This window comes from Bradyrhizobium sp. (assembly GCF_049691595.1).
In the GTDB taxonomy this organism is placed as follows: Bacteria; Pseudomonadota; Alphaproteobacteria; order Rhizobiales; family Xanthobacteraceae; genus Bradyrhizobium.
This window is the reverse complement of record NZ_JBAVNZ010000176.1, coordinates 20,104-32,004: the sequence shown is the minus strand read 5'-3', so window position 1 is coordinate 32,004 and position 11,901 is coordinate 20,104. Positions and strand designations below refer to the sequence as shown.

Sequence of the window (11,901 nt, the reverse complement as noted above, 5' to 3'; positions counted from 1 at the left end):
GCTTCAATATCCGCGTCGCCCTCCCCCCGAAAAGCTCGTGTCCCGGACGCGGCGCAGCGCCTCTTTGGCGGTGCGCCGCAGAGCCGGGACCCAGCATGGACCCCGGACCAGCAGCGCACCACGCCGCGAAGAGCGGCGTGCTGCGCAGCATCCGGGGAACGCCGGATGCGGCCGTCCTACCCGCTCGCCGCCCCGACCTTTGCAAAGCGCCGACGGATGCGCATCGAGAGCGCGTCGCAGACCTCGCGATAGGCCTGCAGCTTCTGCTCGCGGTTGCCTTCCGCGCCGGTCGGATCCTGGGTCGGCCAGTATTCGACATCGGCGGCAATCGTGCGCGTCAGTTCCAGCGCCTTGTGATGGGCTTCCGGCGACAGCGTGACGATCAGGTCGAAATTGAGCCCTTCCCAGTCGTCGAGTTCCTCGAAGGTGACCGGCTTGTGGCCGGAAATGTCCTGGCCGAGTTCGGCCATCACAGCGACCGCGAACGGATCGAGCTCGCCCTTCTTGACGCCGGCGGATTTCACGTAAAGCGCCTGCGGGAACATCCGCTGCAGCAGGCTTTCGGCCATCGGCGAGCGCACGCTGTTGCGGCCGCATGCGAACAGCACGGCCTGCGGATCGCGCGCGCGCGGCGGCGCCACCATGCCTTCAGGCTCCGTTTGTTTCGCGCATGACCGATCCGAAAACCGGTGTCCGTTTTGCGCTGACGCGGCCCTTCGGGTCCTGCTCATGCGTCCTGCCCCTTCCAGTGCAGGACGCAGATCAGCGTGAACAGCCGGCGGGCGGTTTCGAAATCGATTCTTACCTTGCCCTCCAGCCGCTCCTGCAGGGTGCGCGAGCCATCGTCATGGATGCCACGGCGGCCCATGTCGATGGCCTCGATCTTGTCCGGCGTGGCGGTGCGGATCGCCTGGTAATAGCTGTCGCAGATCATGAAATAGTCCTTCACGATCCGCCGGAACGGCGTCAGCGACAGCAGATGCGCCACCACCGGCGTGCCGTCTTCCCGGCGGATGTCGAACATCAGCCGGTTGCCGGTGATCGCAAGGTGCAGCGTGAACGGCCCGGCGCCCGCGCCTTCCGGCGCGAACACGTTTTGCTCGATCAGATCGTAGATCGCGATCGCGCGCTCATGCTCGATGTCGGGACCGGAACGGCCGATCGACTCCTCGTCGAGCGTCACCGCGACGATGCGGTTATGCCGGTCCTCGTCTGGTGGCGGCTGGGTCATGGCAGATTGAGGCGAAATCCGACGGAACGCGAATGGGCATCGAGGCCTTCGGCCTGCCCCAAAATCATCGCGGCCGGCCCGAGCGCGCGCAACTGGTCCGGCCCGCATTTCAGGATCGAGGTTCGCTTCATGAAGTCAAGCACGCCCAACCCCGACGAGAACCGCGCCGAACGCGCGGTCGGCAGCACGTGGTTGGAGCCGCCGACATAATCGCCGATCGCCTCCGGCGTATGGGGGCCGAGGAAAATCGCGCCGGCGTTGCGGATTTTCGCCGACAGCGCTTCGGCATCCCGCGTCATGATTTCCAGATGCTCGGCCGCGATCGCGTTTGCCAGCGTCACCGCATCGTCCAGCTTGCCGACCAGAATGATCGCGCCAAAATCGTTCCACGAGGCCCGCGCGATGTCCGCGCGCGGCAGGGTCGCGAGCTGCGCCTCCACCGCGCGCTCCACCTCGGCGGCAAGCCGCCCGCTGTCTGTGATCAGGATCGACTGCGCGCTCGCATCATGCTCGGCCTGCGCCAACAGATCGGCGGCGATCCAGCCGGCATTGCCGGTGTCGTCGGCGATCACAAGCACTTCCGAGGGGCCCGCGATCATGTCGATGCCGACCTTGCCGAACACCAGCCGCTTGGCGGCGGCGACATAGGCGTTGCCGGGGCCGACGATCTTTGCAACCGGCGCGATCGTGGCGGTGCCGTAGGCCAGCGCCGCGACCGCCTGCGCGCCGCCGACACGATAGATTTCGGACACGCCGCCGAGATCGGCCGCCGCCAGCACCAGCGGATTGAGCTTGCCGTCCGGGGCCGGCACCACCATCACCACCCGCGGCACGCCGGCGACGCGCGCCGGCACCGCGTTCATCAAGACCGAGGACGGATAGGCGGCGGTGCCGCCGGGCACATAGAGGCCGACGGCATCGATCGCGCTCCAGCGCCAGCCGAGCTCGACGCCGAGCGCATCGATGAAGCGCTCGTCCTTCGGCATCTGGCGGCGGTGAAAGGTCTCGATCCGGTCGCGGGCGAATTTCAGCGCGTCGAGCGTTTTGCGCTCGCAGGCCGTCACCGCGGCATCGATCTCGGCCACGGTCACCCGCAGGCCGCCGGCGTCGAGATCGAGCCGGTCGAATTTGCGCGTCGCCTCCAGCAGCGCCGCGTCGCCGCGCGCCGCCACGTCGTCGACGATGGCGCGGGTGGCGCGCTCGACATCGGCCGAGACCTCGCGCTTGGCGGCGAGAAATTGCCGGAATCGCTGGTCGAAATCGGCGCTGTCTCGGTCCAGGCGAACGGGCATGGCGGCTTTCTGGGACTCACATCGGGGCCCATGCTCAATGGCGTGGCGGCCCATGGCCGTCAACCCTTGCTATATCCGATACGCACTCCGCTGGGGGTTGCCTAACAGCAAAATCCCCGTCGTCCCGGCTTTTGGCGGGGACGACGATTGAGAGTTGAGCCACTCCCTTTTCACGCCTCCAGCCCCGGCGACTCGGCGCCCTCGCCGGTCGCGATATCGTCGGCACCCAGATCCGTCAGCTCGCATTCCAGGCATTCGACGTCGAGCCGCAGCGCCCTGCCATCGCCGAACATCAAAAGCGCGCGGCCGCCGGGCGCTTCGCCGGGGTGAAACTCGATGCCCAGCAGTCGCAGCGCGGTGCGGGGCTGCGCCAGATCGATGTTGCGCGATTTGCAGGCCAGCACCCGGTCGAAGCGCAGCGCCGCGACCAGCCGGCGCGGGGTGGTTTCGCCGGTCAGCGTCTGCTCCCAGTCGAGCCGGCTCATGCCGACCACCAGCCGCTTTTCGCCCTGCCGCCAGATGATGTCGGCGGTCTGCACGCGGGCATCCTGCACATGCGCCGAGATCACCGCGAGATCATCGGCATCGAGCGCGATCAGTTTGAGCGGCGCGGGCGGCATCCAATATAACTCAGTCGCTGATGCGCTGGAGCGCAAAAGCCTTGAAGTTTGCGGCTATTTGATGGGGTGCATTGCCGCATCGTCATTCCGGGGCGCGCCGCTTGGCGCGAGCTTTGATGTGCAATTGCACATCTGAGAATCCATAGCCACGATCGGGAGTATGGATTCCGGGCCTGCGCATCCAAGTCGGCTGTTGCCGACTTGGACAATGATATTGCCGAACTCGGGTAAACCCGAGTTCGGTGGCGCATCCCGGAATGACGGCCAGCTAAATGCGATTGATATCCTCGCTCTCCAGCCCCGGCTTCGAAAAGCCGTCGCGCGCGACCTTGACCATGGCGCGGCCGGGTTGAACACCATGCCGGTGGCGCCGAACAGGATGACTTTCACGCCGAGCCGAAGGCCGCCGTCGGGCGGAACCGCCGCCATGCGCCGATGATCACGACGACAAAGAACAGCAGCACGATCCCCTGCGCGACGGCGAATGGCGGCTCGCTTGGCGGCACGCTCGGCGCCAGCGCATGCAGCGCGGGCACCTTGAGGAAACCCTGGATGATCAGCACGAATACGTTCAGGTACAGCGAGATCATCGCTGTCACCACATAGATCGAGCGCCACGGGCCGGCGAGCCGCATGGCGTAGCGCGCAATGCAGGCAATCGCCAGCAGCACCAGCGAGAGAATGGCGATCAGGTGCGACGGCAGCAGTTCCGTGAACGGAAACAGGAAGCCGGTGGCGCTGGTCAGAATCGTGAACAGCAGGAAGATCGCGGTGAGCTCCGGCATCCGGCGGGAGCCGAGCATCCCGAACATCACCACAACGCCGGAGACAATTGCGATCAGGCTGATGATCACGTGAACCAATGTGAACGTGGCCAGGCTCATACCCAAAACCATCTACGCACTCCCCTTTCGAGAATCCACTTTGAGGTTACGACGCAGCGAGGAAGATTGCCACTATTTATACGTGTCTATTTCTCTTGCACAACTGTGATAAATGACGGCCTGCGGCGTCAGCGTCGGGAATGTCTGCGCATGACGCGGAAACGCATATGCCGCGGAGGCGCCGCCCTCCGTTCCATTCCCCGCCGCGCCGTCCTCGCTCATCGCCGTCCCTCATCGTCAGAATGCAAAACCGGATCACCCCCGCGCGGAAAGCATGTTCCGGGCGAGCATTTTGGGCGCTCACGAATTGAGCAGGCGACTATCGGCCCGGTTTTCTTTCGCCTGCGTCATCCAGGGAGGCGTCGGCGTGTTCGGAAGGGGACACCGGCTGGCCGCCGCGTCCCCGCGCCTGCGATTTTCGCCGCTTGAGGTTTTCGCGCAGCGCCTGCTTCAGCCGATCCTGTCGTGAAGCTTTCACGGAACCGCCGGTTGGGCTCTCGTGCTTGTCGTTGTGATCCTTCATCGTCGACCTGTTCAAAAAGCATGACCGCGACAATAGACCAATAAACCTTTTATCGGCGGCGGCCACGACACCGCGCTGGAATTTTTCCGCCAATATCGGCCAATGGCAGCTCAAGGGACGATCCCGTCAAATTCGACCCATCAGGCAAGATGATCGAATTCGAGGTCATGATCCGCCCGCTCAAGGCGCTCGAGGCGCTGGCCGGGGAAATGGGGAACCGGATCGGTCCGGAGTTGGCCCAAATGAAGCAGGCGGCTGGCGCGCCGCGCTGATTTTTAGCCGTCCTGGTTCGCCGGCGACCCCGCCCCGCGTGCTTGCGCCAGCGGAGTCCTTGTGGCAAGAACCGCCCGCCTGCAGGGGCCTTTGAGGCCGATTCTGTATTCCCCGGGCATGCTGCCGTAGCTCAGTGGTAGAGCACTCCATTGGTAATGGAGAGGTCGACAGTTCAATCCTGTCTGGCAGCACCAGTTTTTTTCGCGGACCGACCCGCGGCCTGTCCGAAAACAGCTTCGTCCGACCTCAATCCGATCTCGCCACGCGCCCGACAACAACGGGCGCCTCGACCAGCGACCCCGCCTTGCCAGCCGCGGCGGCTTGATGGCTCGGGCTTCCTCGGGAATCGTGGCTGGCGATCATGCCAAGCGCAGCGGCCATTACCGCGACGTAAAACACGAAGACGGTGCCGACCCATTTCCAGTAAATTCGCTGATCTGCGGGGATAAGGCTTTCGATTAACCGGCGCATGGCTGTCTCCCGTCTGGAACCAACCTGCGCGGTATAACTTGCGCCTGACGCGCCGTGTGTGACCTGCTTCACACATCAAGCCGGAATGGAGGAGCCGTGACGGGACCTGAATTCAAGAAACTTCGCCAGGATCTGGGCGAGGCCATCGGCCGGCCGCTGAGCGCGGCCGACATGGCAAGACTGTGCGGGCTGCCGCCTGCCGATGGCGCCGACACCATCCTGCGATGGGAGGTCGCGGGCCCGCGCGCGCCGGTCGCGGAAATGCTGCGCATCCTGGCGATGGCCAGCGACCGCTATCCGATCCTGGAAAAATTCAACGTGTTCGACCGCTACGATGTCGCCGAGAAGGACCGCCCCGCACGCAAACAGGCCTTCCGCGAACAGATGCGCGACGACGTGCGCCGGCGGCTTGGTTAGCCGCGGAAAGACTTGCATTAGCGAAAGGGTAATCCCCGGCCCTCGTCATTCCGGGGCGTGCCGCTTGGCGCGAGCCCGGAATGACGGGGATGGTTCACGATTGTGTATGATCAATTCCGTCCGCACGACCGATTAAGCCTTCCTTCAGCTTTGATTAGGGCGTCGTTAAGCACGGAAAGCGTTTGTCTGCCCATCAGTCAGGTCATCGACCGGCGTGAACCGGCAAGTCACGGCATTTTAGACAAATGCCGGCTATCTCTCCGTCATCGACAGCGCCGTCGCCTGGCGCCTGCAAACGATTTGCCGGAGACCCCGACCCATGAAGAAGTTGCTGCTCGCTCCCCTGGCGCTCGCCGTGCTCGGCGCCGCCGCGCCAACCTTTGCCGCCGACCTCGGCGGCCGCCCCTATTACAACAGGGCGCCGGCCTATGCCGCGCCGATCTACTACAACTGGACCGGCTTCTATATCGGCGGCCATGTCGGCGGCGCGTTCGCCGCCAGCAACAATTTCAACGGCCTCGCGCTCGGCGATGCCAACGCCCGCCTGCTCGGCGGCGTGCAGGCCGGCGGCGACTGGCAGTTCGCGCCGAACTGGCTCGTCGGCGTCGAGGGCCAGTATAGCTGGCTCGGCGGCAACTATATGCACGCGATCTTCCCCGGCGGCATCGTCTACAACAACGATCAGCGCGCGCTGGCCTCGATCACCGGCCGGGTCGGCTACAGCTGGGGTCCGGGCCTCGTCTACGTCAAGGGCGGCTACGCCTATTCCGACAACCGCGAAACCCTGACCATAGCCGGCGTGCCGGCCGCCTTCATGCTCGATAGCGACCACCGCAACGGCTACACCGTCGGCGCCGGCGTGGAATACATGTTCGCCCAAAACTGGTCGGCCAAGGCCGAGTATCAGTATTACGACTTCGGCAACAGCCGCTTCCTCGCCCCGGCCGCGCTGGTGCCATTCGGCAGCTTTCACAATGACGAGCATACGCTGAAACTCGGCGTCAATTATCGCTTCAATTTCGGCGCCCCCGTCACCGCGCGCTACTGACCGCGTGATCCGAACGTTCGGGAAGGCCGGCATTGCGCCGGCCTTGTTGTTTTTCGCAAGGCCCGGAAATCGCCCACGGCATGACGGCTCAACCAATGACCCATGCTTTTTGTCCAAACCCGCCCTTGCTTTTTCGGCTGGCGCCGCGCCACCGGTACGGCTAAGCCGATAAAAGTGACAGCGGCGCCCAATATGCATTCAAAGACCGACACGGTTCAGTCCTCGGCGGAGGCCCTGAGATACCCTTGGGAAGATCACCCGGGTCCGGATCAGGTCGTCGAGGTGATGCCGGGCGTGCTGTGGGTACGGCTGAAACTGCCGTTCCGCCTCAACCACGTGAACATCTATCTTTTGGCCGACGGCGACGGCTGGGCGATGGTCGATTCCGGCTTCGGCAACGAGCAATCGATCGCGGCCTGGACCGCGCTGTTCGAAGGCCCGCTTTCGCATGTGAACGTCACGCGGCTGATCGTGACCCATTCGCATCCCGACCACGTCGGCCTCGCCGGCTGGATCGTCGAGCGCTTCAACTGCCCGCTTCATATGTCGCAGGTCGAGTACCTGCAGTCGGTGTATCACCAGAACCGCGGCACCGAGGAGCGCCGCGGCGCGCAGCGCAAGTTCTTCCGCCGTCATGGCATGGACGAGCACCTGACCGACAAATTGCTCGGCCGCGGCCAGGATTATCTGAAGCGGGTGTCGGTGCTGCCGCCGGCCTATCGCCGCGTCTCGCATGGTGATGAGATCTCGATCGGCACGCGGCGCTTCAAGGTCATCACCGGCGGCGGCCACGCGCTCGACCAGGTGATGCTGTATTGCGCCGCCGACAAGCTGTTTTTGTCGGCCGATCAGGTGCTGAGCAAGATCTCACCCAATGTCAGCGTCTGGGCGGTCGAGCCCGACCAGAACTCGCTCGGCGAATATCTGGCCTCGCTGGCGAGCCTCACCACCACGCTGCCCTATGATCTGCTGGTGCTGCCCGGCCATGGCGTACCGTTCTACGGCCTGAAGACCCGCATCAAGCAACTGGCCGATCATCACGAGGAGCGCTGCCGGCTGATCGCCGATGCCTGCCGGGAGATCCCGCAGACCTCGAAGGAACTGGTGCCGGTGGTGTTCCACAAGCACGTCCTCGACGTGCACCAGATGGGCTTTGCCGCCGGCGAACTGATCGCCCATGTCAATTACATGCTGGTCGAAGGCCGCCTGACAGCGGCGGAAACCGACGGCGTGCTGCGCTTCCGGACCACCTGACGTCTCGGGGCGGCGCGGCGTGCTCCAACAAATGCATGGCTATTAAGTCGAAAAGGGCGCAGGATTGCGACATGCGGGTCGTCATGTCGCGCCGGACAACTTCCTTGTTCAAGCCTTGCACGGCTGCGCCGCTGATTTGAGGCCGTCATGCTGACGCGATCGGCACTGCTTTTTGACAATGGCCTGCCGGACCTTCCGGTGTTGCTGATCGAGCCGCACCGCAACCCCGGAGGAATTTGGCGGATCAAGTTCAACTATGAGGCCAGCGAACCGCTCTCCATGAGCGCGGTCCAGGCAACCACGATGGCCTCCAGTCTTCACCAGATCGGGGAGACCGAACTGGCTGACGAGATCGACGGCGCCATTACCAGTGCGAGGCGCTACGCTTCGATGTGAAATTCTGCGTTCGAATAGTGCCTCATCAACAACGCGACAGGAGATCGACATGGCCAAGGGCGAGCAAAAGGGCAATCGGGAAACCAAGAAACCCAAGAAAGAAAAGATCAAGACCATCGCCGCGGCGCCAAGCCAGAAGACCGCGGGATGGCAGCCGACCTTTGGTTCCGGCAAGAAGAAATAGTCGACGGATCACGCCGGCACCTGACGGTTTACGGGCTCGACTTCGACCGCGAGCGCCCCGGCGGCCCTTGGCGGGCAGGTCCTATCGACCGATATTTCGGGACCTGCTGCGCGCGACGCCATGGTGGATGACGCCAGGGTAGATCACGGCTTCGGCTGGGCGGCGGCGATGGCGCCGCGCAATTGGGTCGCGACCGTCAGCTCACCGATCTTGCTTCCCATGTCCTTTCCGACCTCGGTGGAAAAGCGATAGTGGAAGCCGGCATGGATTCGGGCGTTGGACACCTCGTCGCTGTAGTCCTGCAGGCGGGTCCATTTGCGGGTGACGCCGGGAGCGGTCGGACTGGCCAGCGTGATCTCGCCGACCTCGTTACCGGCGACACTCTGAAGCACCGTGGAGACCGCCGATGCGACGATGCAATGCGCGCATGGATACTCCGGATGCATCGGCGTTGTGCCGAGCGGCAGCCATGAGGCCTCGCGCGGCGTCGCCGGATTAGCCGTGAGGTCCGCGTTGCGTATCGCCGTCACCGGACGCCAGAGATTGTAGGTATACTTCGCATCGAAGACGGCGATGAAGGCGTCGACGCCGGCGATCGCACTCAACGCATAGAGCCGGGCGCAATCCACCAGATCCATCTTCTTGGCCGATGCGACCTGCCGGACGATCGGATTATAGGTCCGCGGCCCGGTGAAGAACCAGAAGCGGGCCATTGTGGTTTGCTCGGCTGTACGCCTGGTGCTGGTGCTGCCGCCGATTTCGCGAATCTCATTCAGATCCCGGGTCCAGGTCTCCGAGGTGAGGGCCGGTGGCGGCCCCGGACGAAACTGCGAGCCGGTGCTCATGGCAAATGGTCTTAGCTTTGGGCTGGCGGACTCGATCGGCAGGGCGGTTGGCACGTAGACGCCCGGGGTAGCAGCAGGCCGGTAGCTTTCCGGCGCAGTGCTGCCGTCGTCGGCACGCAGCGCGATGATTTCGGCGGCGGCTTTCCTGCCGAGCTCGATTCCCTTCGACTTCGCCTCGGACTCGGCGATCCCGGAGAGCTGCGCCGCAAGGGTCGCATCGAGGTCGGATTTTTGATCGGGATAAAGCGCCAGCAGAATGTCATGCGCCGCTGAGGCCGCGGCCGCTTCCCGGGAAGTGGTGCTGTCGGCCACGAGCTTGAGGCGGTAAGGCGCGTATCGCCGGTCGATCGCGTTGACCGCCTCGAACATGGCGACATGGAGCATGGCCTGGGCGCGCGCGTTGGAAGAGTTCACAAGCTGCTTTTCGATGCCGATGGCGTCCGCCTTGGCGTTCCAGTCCATGATGACGTCGCCGCGGGCAGGAGCCGCCAGCAGCGCCACGGCGAACGCGCTGACGAGCGCTTTTGCCAGTAAAATCCTCGATGCCGGCTTCATTGACGATCTCCTCCATGGTGTGCCCCGGCAGCGCCGGTTTTGCCGCAAGGCCTCACATATCCGCGGCGTGACGTCGTGAAAGATCGATGAAATTCCGGTGAAATCGGTTTAGGATTGTGAGCAACATCATTCGAACCAGGCCAGTCCAGCTGTCAGATTTGCGGACATGAAAAGCTATCGTTTTGGGCGATTTGTGCTCGATCGCCGATCGGCTTGCCTGCACCGCGATGGTGCTGTGTCGCCCTTGCGGCCCAAATCCTTCGACGTGCTGGTCTATCTGGTGCAACACGCGGGCCGGCTCGTTCCAAAGGCCGAGTTGATCGACAATGTCTGGCAGAACGTCAACGTGACCGAGAATTCGCTGGTCCAGTGCATCAAGGAAATCCGGCAAGCGCTGCAGGACGACACCCAGACGATAATCGAAACGATTTCCAGGCGCGGCTATTTGTTCGCCTCCCCGGTGGTCGAAATTGACGAGCGCGATCCTGAACCTTACGCAGCCGCGGCGCCTTCGGCCGCACCGGAAGAAGAACGCCCGCTACCGCTGCCCGAACGTCCCTCCATCGCGGTGCTGCCATTCGACAACATGAGCGGCGATCCGGATCAGGAATACTTTGCCGACGGCATATCCGAGGATCTGATCACGGCATTGTCCCGCATCCGCTGGCTGTTTGTCATCGCCCGCAACTCCACCTTTGTCTACAAGCACCGGGCGGTCGATGTGCGACGGTTCGCACGCGATCTCGGCGTGCGCTACGTGCTGGAAGGCAGCGTGCGCCGGGCCGGCAACCGGCTGCGCATCAGCGCCCAACTCGTCGACGCGGTCACCGGCGGCCATCTTTGGGCCGAGCAATACGACCGTGAACTGGGCGACATCTTCTCGGTCCAGGATGAAATCACGCGCAGTGTCGTTGCTGCGATCGAACCCCAGCTATTGGCAGCCGAAGGCGTTCGCGCCCTGTCGCGATCCTCGGGCGATCTCGGGGCGTGGGAGCTGGTAGCCCAGGCTCAAACGCACGTCTGGCGTCTGACGCGCGACGACTATGGCACCGCGATCGGCGCGCTCGAACGGGCGGTCGACCTGTATCCCGACTATGCGCCGGCGCGCAGCCTGCTGGCGTTTCGGATGTTGTTTGCCGCCCATATGGGATGGATCGATCGCGGCCGCGCGTTGCGCGTCGGCGGCATGCATGCCATTCGCGCGATCGCGCTCGATGACTTTGATTCATGGGGCCACATTGCGCTCGGCTATTTGGGCATGATGGAACGGCGCACTGAAGATTCCATCGCCGCCTTTCGGCGGGCGGTCGACTTCAACCCGAATTCCGCGGCTGCCCACGGTCATCTCAGCCACGGCCTTGCGTTTGCAGGGCAGGATCGCGAGGCGATCGAGCACGCGGAAGAAGCCATCAGGCTCAGCCCCCTCGATCCGGACAAGGCACTGTTCCTCGGGGGCGTCGCGGTCGCTCATTATGGCGCCGGCCGGTTCGCGGAAGCGGTCCGGGTTTCGTCAGAGCTGCTGCAGCTCCGGCCGGGATTTCAGGGGGCGCAACGTCTGCGCTGTGCCAGCCTGGCGCAGACCGGGCAGATCGAGGAAGCCCGAAAGTTCCTGGCGGCGACACGACTGGGGCAGCCCCAGCTGTCGATCGAATGGATCAGGGCCAGCGTCCCCTACCAGACGCCGGAGCTGATGGAACGGTTCCTGGATGGCATGCGCAAGGCGGGGCTGTCCTGACGTCGACAACCGCAAAAACCTGATCAGCACCTTGATCCGGATCAAGTTTTGCTCCGCGCTGGAAGCAACCCGGCCCTGCGCACCGGGTGGCTGGAGGCGGAATCCGGCTCGACATCAAACCTGGAAAAGCTCTAAAACGGCAAAATACCAACAAGGCTCGCCGCTCCGGCCAG

General features: G+C 64.0%; 16 protein-coding genes and 1 tRNA gene. 8 read left to right on the top strand and 9 right to left on the bottom strand.

Annotated elements, in window-relative coordinates:
• Positions 1–176: 176 nt before the first annotated feature.
• The 7 genes from WCE35_RS08140 to WCE35_RS08110 form a co-directional block, all read right to left on the bottom strand.
• A complete protein-coding gene (locus WCE35_RS08140) occupies positions 177–644 on the bottom strand; it encodes a low molecular weight phosphatase family protein (protein WP_424592836.1) in 468 nt (155 codons plus the stop codon).
• An 83-nt stretch (positions 645–727) separates the two neighbouring features.
• On the bottom strand, positions 728–1,231 hold the full coding sequence (locus WCE35_RS08135) for a UPF0262 family protein (RefSeq protein WP_424592835.1): 504 nt from the start codon (positions 1,229–1,231) through the stop codon (positions 728–730).
• A complete protein-coding gene (hisD, locus tag WCE35_RS08130) occupies positions 1,228–2,523 on the bottom strand; it encodes a histidinol dehydrogenase (protein ID WP_424592834.1) in 1,296 nt (431 codons plus the stop codon). Before hisD ends, WCE35_RS08135 begins: the two co-directional genes overlap by 4 nt.
• A gap of 170 nt (positions 2,524–2,693) precedes the next feature.
• Positions 2,694–3,143 (bottom strand): DUF2948 family protein, encoded by a 450-nt coding sequence (locus WCE35_RS08125; protein ID WP_424592833.1) that lies wholly within the window; start codon positions 3,141–3,143, stop codon positions 2,694–2,696.
• A gap of 386 nt (positions 3,144–3,529) precedes the next feature.
• Entirely contained in the window at positions 3,530–4,039 is a 510-nt protein-coding gene (locus WCE35_RS08120) for a hypothetical protein (RefSeq protein ID WP_424592832.1), read from the bottom strand.
• Positions 4,040–4,099: 60 nt separating this feature from the next.
• Entirely contained in the window at positions 4,100–4,249 is a 150-nt protein-coding gene (locus WCE35_RS08115; protein ID WP_424592831.1) for a hypothetical protein, read from the bottom strand.
• Positions 4,250–4,346: 97 nt separating this feature from the next.
• Positions 4,347–4,616 carry a hypothetical protein gene (locus WCE35_RS08110; RefSeq protein ID WP_424592830.1) on the bottom strand — a complete coding sequence of 90 codons (270 nt, stop codon included), beginning with the start codon at positions 4,614–4,616 and terminating at the stop codon, positions 4,347–4,349.
• 83 nt (positions 4,617–4,699) lie between these two features.
• Between WCE35_RS08110 and WCE35_RS08105 the strand changes: the two genes are divergently transcribed.
• Entirely contained in the window at positions 4,700–4,822 is a 123-nt protein-coding gene (locus WCE35_RS08105; RefSeq protein ID WP_424592829.1) for a hypothetical protein, read from the top strand.
• A 120-nt stretch (positions 4,823–4,942) separates the two neighbouring features.
• Positions 4,943–5,017: transfer RNA gene (locus tag WCE35_RS08100), tRNA-Thr, on the top strand.
• A gap of 52 nt (positions 5,018–5,069) precedes the next feature.
• Here WCE35_RS08100 and WCE35_RS08095 read toward each other — a convergent pair.
• Positions 5,070–5,294, bottom strand: coding sequence for a hypothetical protein (locus WCE35_RS08095; protein ID WP_424592828.1), 225 nt, complete (start codon positions 5,292–5,294; stop codon positions 5,070–5,072).
• Between the two features lie 96 nt (positions 5,295–5,390).
• On the opposite strand from WCE35_RS08095, the gene WCE35_RS08090 reads away from it, so the two are divergent.
• The 5 genes from WCE35_RS08090 to WCE35_RS08070 all read left to right on the top strand — a co-directional run bounded on the left by WCE35_RS08090 (position 5,391) and on the right by WCE35_RS08070 (position 8,593).
• On the top strand, positions 5,391–5,711 hold the full coding sequence (locus tag WCE35_RS08090) for a hypothetical protein (RefSeq protein WP_424592827.1): 321 nt from the start codon (positions 5,391–5,393) through the stop codon (positions 5,709–5,711).
• Positions 5,712–6,030: 319 nt separating this feature from the next.
• Positions 6,031–6,759, top strand: coding sequence for an outer membrane protein (locus WCE35_RS08085; protein ID WP_424592826.1), 729 nt, complete (start codon positions 6,031–6,033; stop codon positions 6,757–6,759).
• Between the two features lie 192 nt (positions 6,760–6,951).
• Positions 6,952–8,013: an MBL fold metallo-hydrolase gene (locus WCE35_RS08080; protein ID WP_424592825.1), complete on the top strand. Its 1,062-nt coding sequence runs from the start codon at positions 6,952–6,954 to the stop codon at positions 8,011–8,013.
• A 147-nt stretch (positions 8,014–8,160) separates the two neighbouring features.
• On the top strand, positions 8,161–8,409 hold the full coding sequence (locus tag WCE35_RS08075; protein ID WP_424592824.1) for a hypothetical protein: 249 nt from the start codon (positions 8,161–8,163) through the stop codon (positions 8,407–8,409).
• A gap of 49 nt (positions 8,410–8,458) precedes the next feature.
• Complete coding sequence (locus tag WCE35_RS08070; protein ID WP_309181639.1) at positions 8,459–8,593, top strand: hypothetical protein; 135 nt, start codon at positions 8,459–8,461, stop codon at positions 8,591–8,593.
• Between the two features lie 143 nt (positions 8,594–8,736).
• On the opposite strand, the gene WCE35_RS08065 is transcribed toward WCE35_RS08070, so the two are convergent.
• Positions 8,737–9,993, bottom strand: a complete 1,257-nt coding sequence (locus WCE35_RS08065) for a vanadium-dependent haloperoxidase (protein ID WP_424592823.1) — start codon at positions 9,991–9,993, stop codon at positions 8,737–8,739.
• Positions 9,994–10,159: 166 nt separating this feature from the next.
• Between WCE35_RS08065 and WCE35_RS08060 the strand changes: the two genes are divergently transcribed.
• Entirely contained in the window at positions 10,160–11,728 is a 1,569-nt protein-coding gene (locus tag WCE35_RS08060) for a winged helix-turn-helix domain-containing protein (RefSeq protein ID WP_424592822.1), read from the top strand.
• The last annotated feature ends 173 nt before the right edge of the window (positions 11,729–11,901 follow it).